Annotated in this window: 18 protein-coding genes; 16 read left to right on the top strand and 2 right to left on the bottom strand. The window is 50.6% G+C overall.

Translation table 11 applies throughout. The annotated features are described in order from the left end of the window. Positions 1–112 precede the first annotated feature (112 nt). The 14 genes from B153_RS0101125 (at position 113) to B153_RS0101060 (ending at position 15,278) form a co-directional block, all read left to right on the top strand. Complete coding sequence (locus B153_RS0101125; RefSeq protein WP_020594809.1) at positions 113–1,084, top strand: aldo/keto reductase; 972 nt, start codon at positions 113–115, stop codon at positions 1,082–1,084. A gap of 140 nt (positions 1,085–1,224) precedes the next feature. After that, positions 1,225–1,908 carry a response regulator transcription factor gene (locus tag B153_RS0101120; RefSeq protein WP_020594808.1) on the top strand — a complete coding sequence of 228 codons (684 nt, stop codon included), beginning with the start codon at positions 1,225–1,227 and terminating at the stop codon, positions 1,906–1,908. Next, positions 1,905–3,176, top strand: a complete 1,272-nt coding sequence (locus tag B153_RS0101115) for a sensor histidine kinase (RefSeq protein ID WP_020594807.1) — start codon at positions 1,905–1,907, stop codon at positions 3,174–3,176. Before B153_RS0101120 ends, B153_RS0101115 begins: the two co-directional genes overlap by 4 nt. A gap of 214 nt (positions 3,177–3,390) precedes the next feature. After that, the gene (locus B153_RS0101110; protein WP_020594806.1) at positions 3,391–3,810 is read left to right on the top strand and encodes a PqqD family protein; all 420 of its coding nucleotides are present in this window, start codon (positions 3,391–3,393) and stop codon (positions 3,808–3,810) included. Continuing rightward, the gene (locus B153_RS36430; protein ID WP_020594805.1) at positions 3,792–4,877 is read left to right on the top strand and encodes a phosphoenolpyruvate carboxykinase (ATP); all 1,086 of its coding nucleotides are present in this window, start codon (positions 3,792–3,794) and stop codon (positions 4,875–4,877) included. The genes B153_RS0101110 and B153_RS36430 overlap by 19 nt, the downstream gene beginning before the upstream one ends. Further along, positions 4,858–5,601, top strand: coding sequence for a glycosyltransferase family 2 protein (locus B153_RS34445; RefSeq protein WP_083928153.1), 744 nt, complete (start codon positions 4,858–4,860; stop codon positions 5,599–5,601). The genes B153_RS36430 and B153_RS34445 overlap by 20 nt, the downstream gene beginning before the upstream one ends. Next, positions 5,598–6,290: a glycosyltransferase family 2 protein gene (locus B153_RS0101095; protein ID WP_020594803.1), complete on the top strand. Its 693-nt coding sequence runs from the start codon at positions 5,598–5,600 to the stop codon at positions 6,288–6,290. Before B153_RS34445 ends, B153_RS0101095 begins: the two co-directional genes overlap by 4 nt. A gap of 2 nt (positions 6,291–6,292) precedes the next feature. Then, positions 6,293–7,429, top strand: coding sequence for a nucleotidyltransferase domain-containing protein (locus tag B153_RS0101090; protein ID WP_020594802.1), 1,137 nt, complete (start codon positions 6,293–6,295; stop codon positions 7,427–7,429). 3 nt (positions 7,430–7,432) lie between these two features. Then, a complete protein-coding gene (locus B153_RS0101085) occupies positions 7,433–8,239 on the top strand; it encodes a lipid II flippase family protein (RefSeq protein WP_020594801.1) in 807 nt (268 codons plus the stop codon). Positions 8,240–8,307: 68 nt separating this feature from the next. Further along, positions 8,308–10,497: a TonB-dependent receptor gene (locus B153_RS0101080; protein WP_020594800.1), complete on the top strand. Its 2,190-nt coding sequence runs from the start codon at positions 8,308–8,310 to the stop codon at positions 10,495–10,497. A gap of 310 nt (positions 10,498–10,807) precedes the next feature. Then, positions 10,808–11,194, top strand: coding sequence for a hypothetical protein (locus B153_RS0101075; protein ID WP_026261824.1), 387 nt, complete (start codon positions 10,808–10,810; stop codon positions 11,192–11,194). 343 nt (positions 11,195–11,537) lie between these two features. Continuing rightward, a complete protein-coding gene (locus tag B153_RS0101070) occupies positions 11,538–12,200 on the top strand; it encodes a Dps family protein (protein ID WP_026261823.1) in 663 nt (220 codons plus the stop codon). A 136-nt stretch (positions 12,201–12,336) separates the two neighbouring features. Continuing rightward, positions 12,337–14,634, top strand: a complete 2,298-nt coding sequence (gene katG, locus B153_RS0101065) for a catalase/peroxidase HPI (RefSeq protein ID WP_020594797.1) — start codon at positions 12,337–12,339, stop codon at positions 14,632–14,634. A 158-nt stretch (positions 14,635–14,792) separates the two neighbouring features. Further along, entirely contained in the window at positions 14,793–15,278 is a 486-nt protein-coding gene (locus B153_RS0101060) for a hypothetical protein (RefSeq protein ID WP_020594796.1), read from the top strand. A 30-nt stretch (positions 15,279–15,308) separates the two neighbouring features. Here B153_RS0101060 and B153_RS34440 read toward each other — a convergent pair whose 3' ends face one another. Together B153_RS34440 and B153_RS0101050 are read right to left on the bottom strand one after the other, a co-directional pair. Continuing rightward, the gene (locus B153_RS34440) at positions 15,309–16,595 is read right to left on the bottom strand and encodes a sensor histidine kinase (protein WP_020594795.1); all 1,287 of its coding nucleotides are present in this window, start codon (positions 16,593–16,595) and stop codon (positions 15,309–15,311) included. Between the two features lie 214 nt (positions 16,596–16,809). After that, complete coding sequence (locus B153_RS0101050; protein WP_020594794.1) at positions 16,810–17,532, bottom strand: SDR family oxidoreductase; 723 nt, start codon at positions 17,530–17,532, stop codon at positions 16,810–16,812. Positions 17,533–17,629: 97 nt separating this feature from the next. Between B153_RS0101050 and B153_RS0101045 the strand changes: the two genes are divergently transcribed. Both B153_RS0101045 and B153_RS0101040 read left to right on the top strand, forming a co-directional pair. Next, entirely contained in the window at positions 17,630–18,556 is a 927-nt protein-coding gene (locus tag B153_RS0101045; RefSeq protein WP_020594793.1) for a tryptophan 2,3-dioxygenase family protein, read from the top strand. 192 nt (positions 18,557–18,748) lie between these two features. Continuing rightward, positions 18,749–19,117, top strand: a complete 369-nt coding sequence (locus B153_RS0101040) for a hypothetical protein (protein ID WP_020594792.1) — start codon at positions 18,749–18,751, stop codon at positions 19,115–19,117. Positions 19,118–19,202: the final 85 nt, after the last annotated feature.

Here is a 19,202-nt window from a genome sequence, read left to right as displayed (position 1 = left end):
GCAAGGATAGCTAAGTTTTTTCAGTAAGCGAGTTCACAATTAATCTTATATACCTGCGACGGCTATTGCCGATCATAAAAACTCCGCGTCTCCGTGTTTAATTAAAACTTTTATGCAATACCGAACATTTGGCCGAACAGGCTGGCAGGTTTCTGAAATTGGCTACGGCATGTGGGGCCTGGCCGGATGGACCGGCTCCGATAAACAGCAAGTACTGCAAGCGCTGGAACGTTCTGTCGAGCTGGGCTGCAATTTCTTCGACACGGCCTGGGCCTACGCCGATGGGGTCAGCGAGGAGATTCTGGCACAGCTTCTTAAAGCGCATCCCGAACAGAAACTGTATGCCGCCACCAAGATTCCACCCAAAAATCGGAAATGGCCCTCAAAGCCCGACTTTGCCCTGAACGATGTTTTCCCGGCCGATTACATTGTTGAATACACCGAAAAAAGTCTGAAAAACCTGGGCGTCGAAACCATCGATCTACAGCAATTCCACGTCTGGGAAGATAGCTGGGCCAATCAGGACGAGTGGCAGGAAGCCATCACCAAACTTACCCAACAGGGGAAAGTACAGGCCTGGGGCATTTCGGTCAATAGATGGGAACCCGACAATTGCCTGAATACCCTCCGTACCGGGCTGATCGATGCCGTTCAGGTGATTTACAACATCTTCGACCAGAACCCCGAGGACAACCTCTTCCCGCTTTGCCGCGAACTGAACATTGGTGTCATTGCCCGTGTACCGTTCGACGAAGGCACGCTGACCGGCACCTTTACCAAAGAAACCACCTTTCCGGCCAATGACTGGCGTTCTACGTATTTCGTCCCCGAAAACCTCAACAGCAGCGTCGACCATGCCGATGCCCTGAAACCGCTCATTCCGAACGGCATGACCATGCCCGAAATGGCGCTACGGTTTATTCTGAGCAACCCCGACGTACACACTACCATACCCGGCATGCGGCAGATCCGGAACGTAGAAGCCAACATTGCAGCCAGCGACGGAGCGGGTCTTTCGCCCGAACTTCTGCATGAACTGAAAGGCCACCGCTGGGACCGGACACCCACCGAATGGAGCCAATAGCGGAAGAGAGGTAGAATGTAGGATATAGGATGTAGGATGTATAGTATAGGATATGGGGCCGTTTTGTAGATACCCTTATATCATATATCATACATCCTATACCCTATATCATACCTCCTACTTCTCTCTTACATTTGTTTATGAAAATTCTTTTGGTTGAAGACGAACCTGCGTTGCAGCGATCGGTACAACATTACCTCGAATCGGAAGGCTACACCGTTACGACGGCCCTGACCTACCACCAGGCCGCCACCAAAGCGAATGATTATGACTACGATTGTGTAATAGTCGATTTAATGCTGCCCGATGGCCATGGACTTGACCTGGTTCGCGAACTAAAAAATCGGCAATCGGCAGCCGGTATTATTGTGATCACAGCCCGAGATGCGCTGGCCGATAAACTGACCGGACTCGATGCCGGGGCCGACGATTACCTTACCAAACCGTTTCATCTGCCCGAACTCAATGCCCGCTTACGATCAATATTACGTCGACGCCTGTTTGGCGGGCAGGCCTCCGTACGAGCGGGCGAGCTTACCCTTTGGCCCGACCAGCAGCGGGTCTGTATTCAGGAAGTCGATATTAAGCTGACGAGTAAAGAATATGAACTGCTTCTGTTTTTTGTTACCAACACCGACCGAATCTTATCGAAGTCGGCCATAGCCGAACACATTTGGGGCGATGCCATGGATACAGCCGACTCGCATGAGTTTCTGTACACACACGTCAAAAATCTGCGCCGGAAGCTGATGGCCGCTGGTTGCCCCGACTACGTTCAGACGCGCTATGGAGCTGGTTATGTTTTCTCGACACGCCCGCTATGAGCCTGCTTGGTCAAACTGCCCGTTACCTGTTGCTCTCGGCCTTTGTCATTGCCCTGATCGGCTCGGTTGGCTTTTACATTCTGATTCATCGAACCATTCAGCGGGAAGTGGATGAAATTCTGATGAACCAGGTCGACCAGGTAAGGCAACAACTCCGGAAACTGGCCCCTGATGCCGTTTTGCGAGCCGATTGGGACGACAATCCACACATCGACCGTATTGCGCTTACCCCCCCCTCCGCTCCGGTCTTTTCGGATATTATGCTTCCCAATCCGCTGGATTCGACCGAGGCATCGCCCGTCCGGCAGGTAAAAACGATCATTACAGAACATGGACAAACGTATCAGATAACCGTCCGGCAGGCCTATTACGAATTCAACGAATTAGCCCGAATCATATCGGTAGGGGTCATCTGGAGCTTTTTATTGCTTATGGGCTTATCGGTACTGATTGGCCTGGGGCTGTCGCGTCGGTTGTGGCGTCCTTTTTATGCCACGATCAATCAGCTTGGCCAGTTTCAACTCGACCAGGCGACCCATCCCTCATTCCCAGACAGTCGGATTCGGGAATTTGACCTGCTGAGCCAATCCCTACAGATGCTGACCCAGAACGTACGGAAGCAGTTTTTGCTACAGAAACAGTTCACCGAAAACGCATCACACGAGCTGCAAACGCCTTTAGCTATAGCCCTGACCGAACTGGACACGCTGATGCAATCCGACAATCTACGCGAAGCCGATCACCTCCATCTACAGCGGGCTACCGACGCACTGAGCCGACTAAGCCAGCTAAACCGATCGTTATTACTACTCGCTCAGGTCGAAAACGATCAGTTCTCTACTAGCCAATTACTGAATATTAGTGAGCTGGTCACGCAGTATACCGACGAGTATGCGTCTTTTTTTGCCCACAAAGGCATGAGCGTAGAGCGAGCCCTATTTCCACAGGTTACGCTACAGATGAATCCGCAATTAGCGGGTGTGCTATTGAATAATCTCTTTAAAAATGCCGTTCGGCATGGGACACCAGACGGTATTGTTCGCATCGAATTAACCGACCGAACGTTACGTATTCAGAATACCGGCGAGCCACTTCCCTTTGCCGATAGTCAGCTTTTCAATCGGTTTGTCAAAAACCCGGCCCGGCCCGACTCAACGGGATTGGGCCTTGCGCTTGTCAAACAAATCTGCGATCGGTACCAGTTAGGTCTTCAGTATACCTATGATACCACGACGGCTTCTCACTGCTTTCAACTTACCTGGCAATAGCTAATCAACTACTAGTCAACCTTTTTAATAAACCTTTAAGCTGAGGTGATATAAATACCGATACATTTATTGGTATTTACTAGCCAGATTAACCGATTTTTGCTTTTAATGTAATGTTAGTGCCTGAAGTAGCATAATCTTTGATAGAATCTCTATACAAGAAGTTCATCGAAAGGCCAATTTTATACCGTAATACTGTCACCTATCCCTCTGTATGCCTACCAATCAATACTGTATTTCTCCCGCCATCGTCAGCGAGCATTTCGATGATGAGGTCATCATCGTCAATATGAGTCGAGGCCATTACTACAGCCTTCGGGGTTCGGCCGCCGTGGTGTGGCAGGGGCTTGAAGCAGGAACGTCTAAAGATGGCCTTCTTGCCTACCTGGCAGGCACCTACGCGACCAATGAAGCGGAGCTTAGTAAACCGCTCAACAGCTTTCTCGACCAACTGGTCGATGAAGAGCTTGTGCTGGAAGGAACTCCTTCCCAGACCTCTCCCCTTCCAGTTCGTACACTATCTAAACCATTTACGCCCCCCTTACTGGAGATCTATACCGATATGGCCAGTCTCCTGACGCTCGACCCAATCCACGACGTTAGCCCGGTTGAAGGATGGCCCATCAAAAAATAGATGCACATCAGCCTTCTACTCGCTCGTCAGGTGAAGCGCATTTTACTCAGTTACTGGCCGACCGCTGCCGATCCTTTCAGCCGCAATTATCGGCTCGTTCATTTGGCTTTGATAGTCTGTCTTTAAGGGTCATATTCATTGGCGAAAGTCATCAGGATTTTTTCACAAAAGCAATTGCTCATCGGGCAAGCCCCCCGCTCCCGAATGGTTTAACCGTTTACGTTATTAATCATAAAACTTCGGGCGTGATGCTTCCTCAGCCCTGCTGGGACTGGCAACAGGCCGATGGGCATGGGATTATTTATGGACTGGCAGCAGGCTACAGCGCTACCTTTCAGCAGGATACAGGCGTGTTTACCTGGATAGCCCATACCGAACAACTGGCTTTTGTATGGGGAACTGACTTTGCTACAGTACCCGAATGGGAACGTAGTTTTCCGTTTCGGTACATCCTGCATAAATGGTTTGAAGAGCAGAATCGGTATGTACTGGTACATGCCGGAGCGGTTGGCACAACAGCCGGTGGTGTGCTGCTCACAGGCCGTGGTGGTTCAGGTAAATCGACCAGCACGCTGGCCTGTCTGCAAAGCAGGCTTCAGTATGCGGGCGATGATTTTGTGATGATTGATCTGGAGGCCCTGTTTGTCCACAGCCTGTACAACGTTGCTAAACTCGAACCTGGCAACCTGAGCCGTTTCCCCGCTCTTCAGCCCCTGGCCAACGAATACCCCGCAACAGACGGACAGAAACTTCAGTTCTATCTGCATCAGCATTACCCCAGCGTTGTCACGAAAGGCTTCCCCTTAAAGGCCATTATGCTGCCTCATTTTACGGGTGGTACGCACACTAGCCTTCGCCCGGCTACCCCTGCCGATGCGCTGAAAGCCCTGGCCCCGTCGACGCTGGCCCTTCTCCGCGCCGATCAGCGGACTTTTCAGAAAATGGCTCGTTTGGTCCATCAGATACCCTGTTTCTGGCTGGAAACCGGCACCGACCTGACCCAGATCCCCGAAGCTATTGACTCAACCTTACAATCGCTGCCAACCGATGCAACCGCCCCTTGTTAGCGTTATTATGCCGGTGTATAACGCCGAGCGTTTTGTGGCCGAAGCCATTACCAGTGTACTGAACCAGGGAATGGATGCCATTGAGGTCATTTGTGTTGATGATGGTTCTACTGACCGATCGGCCGAAATTATACAGAGCTTCGATTCGAGAATCCGCTATGTACGGCAGGAAAACCGGGGCCCTGCGGCTGCCCGCAACAAAGCCTTTTCGTTTGTAAATGCCCCGTTTGTTACCTTCCTCGACAACGACGATGTATTCCCTGATTATAAACTCAAACGTCAGTTGGCCCTATTCACTGAAGACCCATCGCTGGATGTCGTTTTCGGCAAAACCCAGTACGTTTTTCTGGATGGGTCTAATCCCGAACGCTTTCACTTTCCCGATCAGACCCAGACCGTATGGAATATCCTGCTTGGAGCCGGTTTGTTTCGGACGAGCGTCTTTGAGCGGATTGGCCTGTTTAATGAAGAGCTGAAAATCGGTGAAGACCTGGACTGGTATAATCGGGCCAAAGAGCAGGGCGTTCGTATGCGTACAACCGATGACGTGATGCTCTACTATCGACACCATAGCGCCAACTACACCCGCGATCAGGACCTGGTCAAAAGTACACTGCTTAAAGCGATCAAATACTCCCTTGATCGGCGCCGAAGTGAGACGGGCGTGCAGGCACTCCCCCAGTTTTCGGACTTTCAGCAACCTATGAACAACGATACTCTATGAGCTTGTCTGTCAGCGTAGTTATTCCTGTCTATAATGCCGCCCCCTACATCAAGGAATGCATCGAATCGGTTTTGGCACAAACGCATCAGCCACAGCAGATTCTTGTGATAAACGATGGCTCTACCGACCAATCGATGGAAATGTTGCTGCCTTACGCACAAAAAGGGCTGATCCAATTACAAACGCGTGAAAACCGGGGAGTCGCTTCCACCCTGAATGAAGCCATTGACCTGGCCGAAGGCGACCTGATTGCGTTTCTGGATGCAGACGATGTCTGGCTGCCTCATAAATTACAACAACAGGTTGACTGTCTACAAACGAACCCATCGCTCGATGCCTGCTTTGGGTACGTCCGGCAGTTTATCAGCCCCGATCTCCCTCCAGCCGTTCAGGCAGGAATTCAATGCCCGTCTGAGGCTCAACCGGGCTGGCTAAAGCAAACGATGCTGATTCGCCGGAGCGCTTTTCAGCAAACAGGGCTCTTCAGTACTAAGTACCATACCGGCGATTTTATCGACTGGTTTATGCGGGCTACAGAGGCTGGTTTCGCCTACACCATGCTCCCCGTCACAGTAACCCTCCGCCGATTGCACCGAAGTGGGCTGGCTTCGCAGCAACAATATCAAAAAGAGTTTGTGCATATCCTGAAAGCCGCCCTCGATCGACGCGCAAGCCATTCCTCCCGATAACCATGGCCATCAACAGCCCTACATTTGCCATTCAGCCTGAACAGATTCTTTTGCTGAAAGCCGCCCTTTTTCCAGCTCAGGAAGCGCTTTCCTATTGGCATCAATGGAAAAAAGAGCGTGGACTGGATCAGTTTATTCCGACCAATATCAATTTGTTGCCCAGCCTGTTCGACCCTCTGGATGGTGACTCACAACGATTGATGCCCCTCGTGTATCGTAACCTGGAAAAATCCGGCGATCCACTCGTTGTCCATCTGCGGGGTATTTATCGGTATACCTGGATGAGTAATCAGCGATTCTTACTCAAAATGAGCCAGGTTATCCGTGTTCTCCATCAGAATGAGATCGAAACCATTGCCCTGAAAGGGATTCCGCTTTCGTTGCTGTACTATGGTGATATGGGGGTTCGGCTGATGTATGATCTGGACGTACTGGTACCGACAGCCCAGGCCGAACAGGCGTTACAAGCCCTTCAGGCTCCTCCACTCTCCCTTCAATCGAGTCCATTTGAAACAAAACACCGCCACACCCTTCATGCCATGCATTTATGGGACGCCAATGGTGTGGATGTTGATCTGCACTGGAACCTGCTCTATGAACATAGTTACGCTAAGGCTGATGTGCCTTTCTGGCAAGCTCGCCAACCAGTCAAATTAACGGATCGTCAATCAACCTATGCTTTATCGCCAACCCATCAGCTATATCATAATCTAGTGCATGGCTATGATTGGAGCGAAACGCCTGCCATTCGCTGGATTGCGGATAGTTATGTAATCTATACAAATCCGGCCTTATCCATCGACTGGCACGCTTTACTCGACCTGGCTAGGCAATATAATGTCAACTATCCTGTTCAACAGGCGTTAAAATTGCTGGAGAGCGAATTCCGCTTAACCCTACCTTCCGATGTTAAGGAACGGCTAAAATCCATGACGTTGAGTACCGCCGAAACAACCTATTTTTCCTTAGTACGAAAACGCTCATCCAACAAGGCCATAAAGGCCATTCGCTATGTACAGAAAAACTGGCTGGCTTACCGTCTGTTCCGCAAGGGCAAGTCCGAGCTTTCAATGAGCCGCTGGATGTATCGCCAGGTACGGCTCCGACTCGATTGGAACAAACGCGATTTGCCTTTCTAGCTCATGAGTTCCCAAATTTTACTGGTTGCCCTGTTTACGTTTGTGATTCACCTCGTCGCTACGCTGTCGTTGAGCGTTCGGGTGGTAGGGCTTCAAACGTTACGATGGGCGGTCTCGTTTTCGTTATTCAATGTTATGGCCCTCGTTTCCCGGTTGGCCAATACCTTACAGGCTCCGTTGCTGGCCAAAACTGTGGAATTAAATATTCAGGCGGGCCGCTTTGATCAGATTGCCGATTTTCGGTGGATACTTGCCTTTACTACGCTAGCCACAGTAGCGGGCGGTCTGGTATTTCCGTCGTTTCAGCGGCTGATGACCCGCCTGGTCGAGAGCTATTATCAACACCGTTCATTCAGCAAATTAGTCGTTCGTGGTCTATCTGTATCGAGTGTTCGAACCCTTCCTGCACATTTGAAGTGGCCCGATGCTGCCAACTGGCAGGCCATTCGGCAGAGCCCCAATGTTCCGATACGCATCTTCGTGCTCAATGCTCTGGCCAATGCCATTATCACGGTTGGGGTTTTGGCTACCCTGTACGCGGGCTACATTAATCCCGATTTACGAGCAACAGCAGCCTCTATGTCGGGCTTGATCAACGGCATTGCCACCATCATTCTGGTCCTCTTTGTTGATCCAGACATTGCCCTCCTGGCCGATGAAGTAACGGCAGGGCAGCACAGTACGGGGTATTTCCGACGATACATCATTCTGATTTTGCTGGCTCGTTTAACCGGAACCCTACTGGCACAGTTTCTGCTGGTTCCCTTTGCCCACCTGGTTATCTGGCTGGCGCAGCATCTGTACGCTTAGCCATAGAATCCGCTTCTTCAAATTCTCTTCATAATTGCTTCCGAAACTTGCCGGAAATACAACCAATTATGAAGAAACTCATCCTGCTTTTATTAGGGGCACTAGCCATACTACCGGCTTTCAGCCAGCGGATTATCCGGGTTGAAGATAGTCTGACCCACGAACCCGTTATTGCGGCTACCATTCGCACCCCGTCAACCATCAAGCCGATTGTGGGAGCCGTCACCGATGCGCGTGGCTTTGCTAAAATGCCCCCACTCCCAACCTATGCAACCACGCTCACCGTCAGTGCCGTTGGGTACAAAACCACCAGCTTTCCCATCGAGATGGGAAGCGATACGCTGATTTTCCAACTGCACAGCGAGGAAGAATCGCTCGATGAAGTAACGGTTACGTCCACCCGTACCAATTCACGTATCGAGGATTTGCCAATCAAAGTGGAAGTGCTGGGCCAGGAAGATATGGACGAAGAAAGCGCCGTAGTGCCGGGAAACGTCAGCAGTATTCTGGGCGATATTTCAATCATCCATGTCCAGCGAACCTCAGCCGTCAACGGTAATCAGGCCATTCGGATGCAGGGGCTTGATCCAAAATACACGCAGATTCTGCGCGATGGACTCCCGCTTTACGAAGGTTTTTCGGGCAATCTGGGTGTACTGCAAATTCCACCGCTCGATCTGAAACAAATTGAAGTTGTGAAAGGCTCCGTCTCGACGCTATACGGTGGTGGCGCTATTGGGGGGATGATCAATATCGTGTCGAAAGCCCCGACCTCCGACACACCCGAATTTACGGCCCTACTCAATCGGTCGAATCTGAAAGAAACAAATCTCAATGCCTACTATTCGCAACGGTATGGCAAAACCGGCCTGACCCTTTTCACAGGCTATACCAACCAGCAAGCTGTCGATGTAACGGGTGATGGGTACACCGATAGCCCGGAAATCAAGCAGTTCAATTTTCACCCCAAATTTTTCTGGAATCCGTCCGACCATACCCGGCTGAACGTTGGGTATGCCTTTACTACCGAACACCGCGAAGGCGGGTACCTGCCTGCGCTGGAAGGAACACAGCCCAACGCCTATAAGAACATCACCGACTTACAACGCCACACTGTCGATTTCGATGCCAGCCACAACACCTCCGAAACCAATTCACTGACGTTCAAAGGTGCGTTGAGCACCTTCCATCGGCAGAACACCGATTATCGGAAATTGTCGGATGGGAAGCAATCGTCGGTTTATCTGGAAGCGAATGATCTGGTTCGTTTTGGTAAAAACCAGTTGATTATGGGCGCCAATCTCACCGTCGAGGCCTTCCGCAAGAATCCCGACAGCACCCGGCTGGTCGATTATACCTACAATACAATCGGAGCCTTTGTCCAGGACGATTATCAGGTATCGGAGAAGGTGGCTTTACAGGCTGGTCTGCGTCTCGATCACCACAACACGTTTGGCAATTTTCTTCTACCCCGACTATCGGTAAAAATTAAGCCGTCCGATCCGTGGACAGTCCGACTAAGCGTTGGTACGGGTTACAAAACCCCGAACCTGTTTGTCAATCAAACACCAGGGCAGTTGGGGGTCAGCCTGATTTTCCCACGGTTATTGCCGATTGATGTGAACGCCGTAAAAGCCGAAAAATCGGTCGGTACCAACCTTGACATTGCGTACTCCAAAACCTTCGAGAGCGGTTTTTCGGTACAGGTCGATCAGGCATTTTACTACACGTATGTCAACTCGCCAGTTGTGTCAGCCTTTGCCAGCGTTTCCGGTAACCTGGGGGCTTATACGCAGCTCATCAATGCCCCTTACAACCTGTTCAGCCTGGGCACCGACACCTACGTACGGCTTGAATACAAAGCCTACGAACTTTATTTTGGGTATAACCACACCCTCGCTCGTCGCGACGGCCCGACCGACAACAGCTACCTACCCCTGGCTCCACAGGACAAATTCTCGACCACCGTTGCCTGGGAGAACGAGCATTTTCGCTTGGGCATCGAGAGCAGCTACGTAGGAACGCAGTACCTCTACAACAACGAAAAAGTGCGGAACTACTGGTTCTTTGCCGGGGCTGCCGAATACCACTACAACGACCACTGGCGACTGGTACTGAACGCGGAAAATCTGTTCAACATCAAACAGGCTAACTACGAAACCGTCGTTACCGGCCCGGTCAATCAACCAAGTTTCCGCCCCATCTGGGCACCCCTCGAAGGCCGAATTGTGAATGTAGCGCTGAAGTATACGTTATAGAGGTAGGAAGCGGAAGGCAGAAAGGGCAAGAGGATTTTAAACCGACAGTGGCTAGCCAGATGGCTACTCATTGTCGGTTTTCGCCATACAAGAATCTATTAAAGATAACCACTCCTATCCGTTCTAAAGATCGGGGCCCCAACGGCGCAAGGCCAATATCATAAAAACCTTTGGCTATCAACGAAATACACAAGAGACACAGTTAGCCTTGTTGGTATATGTAATAAGAATACTTCCAAATTGCAGGGATTACTGATTTTCAAAAAACATTCAACCGAACACCTTGTTAGTTGGAAATACTCAGAAAATCATGAAGTCATTCGTTGCGTTTATGTTGGCCTGCCAGATGTTGGGAAGCAGTCTCTTACCCGGCTTCGGCATCGATCAGTCTACCCGGCTGGTCGATCTGGTACAGCATTATCGGCAACACCGGCAAACCGAACCAGACTTAAGTTTTCTTGATTTTATGGTGATGCATTACGGCGCTAATTCAGAGCATCAGAAGCACCCAAAGCATAGTCATCACAATTTACCAACCACGGGGCACTCCCTATCTGTGTTCATGCAGGCATCGCTCCGACTGATACCCACAACAGCCATTCAGGAAACTATATACGTAAAATCGATCTTTCCCGCTAAGGCCGATTTGTATTCCTTTATGATTGCTTTCGCCCTGATCAATCCGCCCCGACGGTAGGCAACGATACATCCTGGCCGCATTGCGTCCAGACAGCAAGGGTAGTGCTCTGCCGTTTATGAGCATGATTCAATAGGTTGTCCGTGTAGCATCAACCCGTCCTCTAGAGGCCTGTATCGATCCAATTTATATTCCCAGACGAGGGTTAACAGCCTCAAATCTGGCAGAGTCGCTCTTCTTACAGCGTTTTATCGAATTGGCTTTCCGGTGCTATTCCGTCGAATAGGCATATGGCATTGCCCTACAACAACCCCTGACCGATTGCGCCCTATACCCATTCGATCGTTCCTGATTCACATTACCAGGTTTCTTTTTTCATATATCGTTTAATATCCAATTTCTAATGCTTACTCAACAAAACACGCTGAAAATAACAGCCCTTGGCGGTCTGTTATTGATGTCTCTTATGGCTCAACCAGTACGCGCACAAAGCCGTCGTTCGCCCAGTCAATCTCCGGCTGCGCCCTCTACAACTACTCCCGCCAATCAGGGTACGGCTTCAGGCTCTGAACTGGGTAACTACCGGAATGAGCGGGCCGATGCCTGGATTCCGCTAGAGGCCGAAAAACGGCAGGCCATCAATACTGATCTACAAGCCACTGTTGTCGAGCTACTTGAGCTCTACCACGACGCTAAACAGTCGCACTGGAATTTGCGGGGGCCGCTGTATTTTCCCTTGCATGAAACCTTGCAGGCATATGCGGATCTGTACCTCGACCAGGCAGATTTACTAGCCGAACGACAGCTCCAGATTGGTATGCCAGCCGATGGGCGAACCGAAACAATTACCCAGACCGCCAACCTGCCTAAATTCCCAGGAGGTCCTTTATCTGATCGGCAGGTGCTGGAGATCATGACCGAACGAATCTATACCATCGCCAAACGCGTGCGGGCCCGAATCGAAAGTACAGGTAAAAACGGCGACGAAGTTACATCGAACAAGTTTCAGGACTTGAGCTACCTATTGGATAAACAGGTTTGGCAGTTCCGGGTGCATATGCAATAAAGAGCCTGCCGTATCAACAAACCGTTTTCGTTCGATCGGTACACAAGGAGCCTAACTCACCAGCTCCTGCGGACTCTTCTATTCCTCAATCCATTACAGACTAATTCACAGGTTTCATTTAATAGACAGATTCACCATGAAAGACATGCAGAACCCAGAGGGACTTGCACAATGCCCATTCAGAGGAACACGAATCGGAGGGGCCCTCGGAACGGCGCCACAAATTGATGACTGGTGGCCGAATCGGTTACCAGTCGAGTTGCTTCATCAGGAACAGCCAGCAGCCAATCCCCTGCAGGCAGAGAATTATAAGGAACTGTTCAATAAAATCAATTTTCAGCAGCTTAAGCAAGACATTAAAGCATTGCTGGTCGACTCGAAAGACTGGTGGCCGGCAGATTATGCCAACTATGGCCCGCAGATGATCCGGATGGCCTGGCACTCTGCAGGAACGTACCGGATTGCGGATGGCCGAGGGGGCGCAGGACAGGCCATGCAGCGGTTTGCACCGATCAATTCGTGGTGGGACAATGGAAACACCGACAAGTCGCGTCGGCTGCTCTGGCCCATCAAGAAAAAATATGGAGCGTCTTTATCGTGGGCCGATCTGATCGTGCTGACGGGTAACTGCGCTCTGGAAATCATGAATTTCCCCACTTTTGGCTTCGGTGGCGGACGCCGTGATGCCTGGGAACCCGACCGGAGTACCTACTGGGGGCCTGAGTTCTGGGGTGGCAAACCTGTTGATCAGGTTCCAGCCTCTACACACCACAAAGGCCATCCCGACGAAATGGTCAATAATAACCTGCGCTGGGTGGGTGGCCCTAAAGACGCCTATTTCGACCTGGAGAATCCGTTGGCGGCTACGCATCAGGCCCTGATTTATGTGAACCCCGAAGGGCCGGGCGGTAATGGCGATCCACAGGATTCGGCCCGCGAAATCCGCGAATCGTTCGCACGAATGGCGATGGGTGACGAAGAAACGGTGGCGCTGATCGCTGGTGGACACGCATTTGGTAAAAGTCATGGTATGGTACCAGCGGCAAAAATTGGTGCCGCCCCGGAAGCCGCCCCCATCCATGCCCAGGGGTTTGGCTGGCACAATCCGGTCGGTTCGGGCAACGGGGCAAATACCATGACGAACGGAATCGAGGGTTCCTGGACCCAGAACCCCACCCGCTGGGACAATTCGTACCTGGAAAACCTGTTCAGCTTTGACTGGAAAAAGATCCAAAGTCCGGCGGGGGCAACCCAATGGACGCCTGTTGATCCGAACGCGCCTAAAACTCCGGATGCGCACATTGCTGGTCAGATGAACAACCTGATGATGATGACGTCCGACATTGCTCTCAAAGTAGACCCGGAATACCGGAAGGTGTGTGAGAAATTCCTGGCAGACTTCGATTATTTCACGGATGCATTTTCGAGAGCCTGGTATAAGCTGACCCACCGGGATATGGGCCCCAAAGAACGGTATCTGGGCCCTGAAGTGCCTGCCGAAGACATGATCTGGCAGGACCCCCGCCCAAGCGTCAATTACGACCTGATCGATGATAACGACATTGCTGCGCTGAAACAGCGTATACTGGACAGTGGCCTTACCGTATCGGCGCTGGTTTCGGCTGCCTGGTCAGCCGCTTCCGTATATCGGCATTCCGATAAGCGGGGCGGGGCCAACGGTGCCCGTATCAGTCTGGCCCCCCAGAATACCTGGGATCTCAACCGGCCTGATGAATTGAACAAGGTTATCCAGACACTACGGGATATTCAGGATGGGTTTGCCGATCTGCAATTAGGCAACAAGCGGGTATCCCTGGCCGATCTGATCGTACTGGGAGGGTGCGTAGCCGTAGAAAAGGCGGCTCATGACGCTGGTGTTCCCATAGAGGTTCCCTTTACGGCTGGGCGCGTGGACACAACGCTGGAACTGACCGACGTGGAGAGCTTCAACTGGCTCAAGCCCGTATCGGATGGGTTCAAAAATTACCACAACGATACCGTAGGCTACCGGGTAGCTCCTGAGCGCATTTTTCTCGACCGGGCCCAGCTCCTGACCTTAACGGCTCCGGAATGGACCGTTCTGGTTGGTGGATTGCGTGTTCTGGATCAGAATTATGATTATTCAAAACATGGGGTGTTTACAGAGCGTCCGGGGCAGTTAACCAATGACTTCTTCCAGGTGTTGACCAGTATGGATTACGAGTGGGCACCTCAGAATCAACGGGAGATGTTGTTCAACATTAAGGAGCGAGCAAGTGGCGCTATCAAATACACAGCCACCCGTTGCGATCTGATTTTTGGGGCGAATGCGCAGTTACGAAATATAGCCGAAGTGTATGCCGCTGATGATGCCCAACAGCGTTTTGTCCATGATTTCGTGGCGGCCTGGAATAAAGTGATGATGCTTGATCGATACGACGTCAAAGACGAATAAATCGGTCCGGGAATATGTAACATGCCCAGTATCGCTCAAGATGGTACTGGGCATTTATTCTGGTTAATAAGAGCCCTATCGACAACCACTCGCATTCAAGTACACATATGATTTACTAACTTGACATCTGCTAAACCCTTTCCAACGATTATGAAAAAATGAAGCAATTCACTAAACTCATTTGCCAGGTCAGCTACTTTACTCTGTTGATGCTTCTTTTTCAGACTTGTAATGAGGCCCGTATGAAAGAGTTTCGTTTAGCAGGAGGCACAAAGGGGCGTTGGGAATGGGTGAGTACCACTACACCTACTCACATCTACACACCTCAATCTGTTGGCTATACGAAACAACTACAACTATCTTCAGATCTAAAAGGAACTTACATAGCCTATTACAGAAACGATACGTTACAATATCGATTTGAAGAATCCTCTAAAGACACGCTTCATACGTTTATCGATATTACTCGCAATACCGTTACGATAAAGTATAAGGTAGCAGGATTTATCAAGTACAGCAACATAAATCTTGACGGAGCAGTCTCTTCGATGACTGTAAGTGAGCCACTAAATCCCTACTCAATACAAGCCGATACGATCCATAGTGTTTATAAGAGTACCAATAAAGATCTTTATCCCTACTGATTTGATCGAATCTTATTCCACGTTAGGCGGCTAAGGACGAGATAGAAAGACCTCGTGTTCATCAATTGTAACAGCTGCATCCTGAACGGGCAAATAAATGAGAAAGGTAGTTCCCTGACCGGGTTCGCTTCGGGCCGTCAACACCCCACCGTGATTGATAACGACCTTCTTACAGATAGCGAGGCCAACACCCGTACCCGCATACTGACTCCTGACGTGTAGCCGCTGGAAGACTTCGAAAATACGATCGAGGTACTTTTCTTCAAACCCAATCCCATTATCGGTTACCTCAATGCAGTGGTAGGTCGCCGTTCGTCGGGCAGGTTTGATTGCAGCCGGTAGTTGACCAGCCGTGAGCGTCTGGCAACGGATGTGGATTTGGGGGGCAACATCGGGACGATGAAATTTCAGGGCATTGCTCAACAGGTTCTGAAACAACTGCTCCAGTTGCACCGCATCGCCCAGTATGGTTGGCAATGGATCAATCTGTATCTGGGCCCCTAACTCAGCAACAACTAGCTCCAATACATCCAATACTCTATCCAGTAGCGCATTCAGCGACACCGCGCCCCCTTTGTCCTGCTGTGTCGAAATGCGGGAAAACGTGAGGAGATCACGAATCAGGGTCGACATACGGCTGGCCCCAGTTCGCATTCGTTCCAGATACCCCAATTCTTCGCTACCAATTACTCCCGCCAGCCGCGTCTGCAACAGATCCCCAAATTGCTGAATCTTGCGCAGGGGTTCCTGCAAGTCGTGACTGGCCACATAGGCAAACGTTTGCAGATTTGCATTGGAGCGACTCAATAAGTCATTCGCTTCTTCCAGCTCTTCATTGATAGCTGCGTACTCCTCGTTACTGGCAATCAACCTCTGGTTGGCGGTAGTCAGTTCGTCGGCTAGCTGTCGATACTGCTCCTGGTTCTCTTTGAGCTGTTCCCGGGCAATCACCTGCTGCGTAACATCCGTGGCTACCACCACCACATCGACATTTCCTGCTTCATCGTGAATGGGCGCATACACAAAATTGACGTATGAAGTGGGTTGCCCTTCACGCGTATATGGCGCTTCGACGCCTTTGATGGGCTGGTTGGTACGGCGTACCTCCGCCAGCAATTCTTCCAGACCTATGCCCGCAATATTGGGAAAGGCCTCAAAAACAGGCTGACCAATAACGGACGGATGATCCGTAGGAAGCTGCCATATTTCGTACATGGCCGCATTGACCAGCTTGATACGGTAGTCTGGCCCTTCCAACAAGGCGGTTGCCACGGGTGCCTGTTCAAAAATACGGGTTAACCAACGTTCAGGAGTCATTCAAGGTAATGATTAAGCACATACAAGCCAGGGCTCGGCAACCAAAACCAGACTGAAATGCATAGTCAGGATAGTGGATTTTCTGCTACTTACCCAAACGCATGTTTAACGATATAGTTTGATCAGGCGCTGAAAACACCACTATCTTACCTCCAGATTGTATCGGCAGTCCACCTTTTTCACCCTCTCTTCCCCTACTCCCTCTCGTCCTTTTTTAGTACTCCTGCGACAACGGGTGAATCATAAATTCATCCACAACTACATGGGCCGGACGACTGACAATAAAGAGCATCGACTCGGCCATATCTTCGTTTTTGAGCCAGTTCTGAGACGTTTCGTGACCGTGACCTTTGGCATGAAAATGTGAATCGACCAGGCCTGAATAGACCCCCGTTACTTTGATACCAAACGACCGAACTTCCTTCCGTAAAGCCCCCGTAAAGGCTTCCTGTGCGTACTTGCTGGCCGTATAGAGCGCCCCTCCTGCAAAGGTTCGCTTGGCTACGTCCGAAGCAACGATCACTATATGACCAGAGGCTTGTGCTTTTAGATGCGGCAAAGCGGCTTTGGTAAGCAGGAAAGTTCCTTTTACATTGGTAGCCATCAGATCATCCCACTCGGTAGCGGTGAGTTCATCTACGTTTTTAAAAACGCCATAGCCTGCATTGTTAATCACCACGTCGATGTGCTGAAACTGGTCGATCGCTGTTTTCACCACAGCTTCCATATCGTCTTCGTTGGTAACGTCGCCGGGAACGGCCACAATTTTGCCTCGGACATGGCCTTCCGTAGCCTGTTTTTCAAGCTCGGCCAACTCGTCGGCATTTCGGGCAGTTACGACCACATTGGCACCGTGTTGAGCGAGTAATAGAGCCGTGGCCCGGCCAATACCCCGCGACGCTCCAGAAATAATGATGGTTTTGTTTTCTACGTTCATATAGGTTTGCTAAACGCAAAGCGCGTAAAGGATAACACAAAGTTCGCAAAGAAGTGATTGCCTGCGAACTTTACCGGAAATTCATCAACCAACACCCATGCACGACGCACTTACTAACAAACTCGCCCAGCTCGAACAGAAGTTTGCGGCTATGGGACAGGATATGACCTCCTACCTCGAAGGGCTACTGCAAGCCGACTACCTGACGTATTGGGATTATATTCACCTCGAAACCCTGCTCTCCTTACAGAATCCTAAAACGGCCTATCCCGACGAGTTGATTTTCGTGACCTACCACCAGATCACGGAATTATACTTCAAGCTCGTTCTGCACGAAATTGCCCAGATCGCCCAGGCCGCCCCTCTGACGGCTGAGTTTTTTACGGCCCGAATGCAACGCATCAATCGCTACTTCAAGCTGCTCGAAGCCTCATTTGAGGTGATGATTATGGGCATGGAGCGCGAGCAGTTTCTTAAATTTCGGATGGCCTTGCTCCCTTCCAGCGGATTCCAGTCAGTGCAGTTTCGCGAAATCGAAATCGTTTCGACAGACTTCCGAAACTTATTGGTATCGGCTCCCGACGATCCCGCTTACGTGAGCGACCTGTACGAGTATCTGTACTGGAAGCTCGGCGCCACCGAATTGGCTACGCAGCAAAAAACACTCACGCTCCGGCAGTTTGACCAGCACTATAAAGCCAGTCTGATCCGTCTGGCCGAAGCCTATGAAAACCAAAACCTGAACCACCGACTTCTGCAGGTAGCAGCAGCAGGACAGGCTTCCGACGAATTGGCCAGTACCCTACGGGAATACGACTGGCGGGTAAACGTTCGCTGGAAGCTGGCTCATTTGCGGTCGGCAGTGCAGTATCTGCACAAAGAACCAGAAGACATCAAGGCAACGGGTGGTACGAACTGGCAAACGTATTTGCCACCTGTTCAGCAGCAACGTGTATTCTTCCCCTCGCTATGGTCGGCAGAGGAACTACAAAATTGGGGCCGATCCGCAGAACCACCTGTTTGACGTTTCCACTGTCGCCCTTCCCTCCGCTCGGTCTTTGAAGACAAAAACCAGGGAGTCAGGGTATGGATAAGTAGTAATTTTCATAGGCCAAAGTCCATTTAATCAACATAAATCAGTTTTTTTAGACGAGTCTAAACCTTATTGGCAAAGCCCTTGTATATTTGTTACGGACACTCTGATTACCAGTAGTTAATGCTCAATCGGCTCCATACGCATCGGTTGCACGTCGCCCGGATACTGCTTGGCCTGTTTCTGGCTATGTGGCTCAACGGAGTTGTGTTTCGCCACGCGCACCGACTGAATGATGGACGACTGATTGTTCACGCGCACCCCTACTGGCCATTTGGCAAAGGGCCTGTATTGCCCAATACGCATACGGCTCAGGAGATTTTACTGCTCGATCTGGCGGCCAATCTGCCTATTGTTATCAGCAGTTTCTTTGCCTTCCTGTTTCTCCTCAGAATACGTCTGCACGCGGCTTTCCTGTTTATCTGCCGACCATTTCAGGCATATTCGCTTTTCTATTGCTTCTCACATCGAGGCCCTCCCGAGGTTCGGTAATTTCCTGATTCGTAGCGGCTATTGATTCCTGAATCAGTACGTCGCTATGCATTTTACTGGCCTATACCCTCCCCGCCCTAACGAG

The sequence above is a fragment of the Spirosoma panaciterrae DSM 21099 genome (assembly GCF_000374025.1).
Classification (GTDB): Bacteria; Bacteroidota; Bacteroidia; order Cytophagales; family Spirosomataceae; genus Spirosoma; species Spirosoma panaciterrae.
Note: the sequence above shows the minus strand (reverse complement) of the source record. Positions and strands in the feature narration are given on the sequence as shown.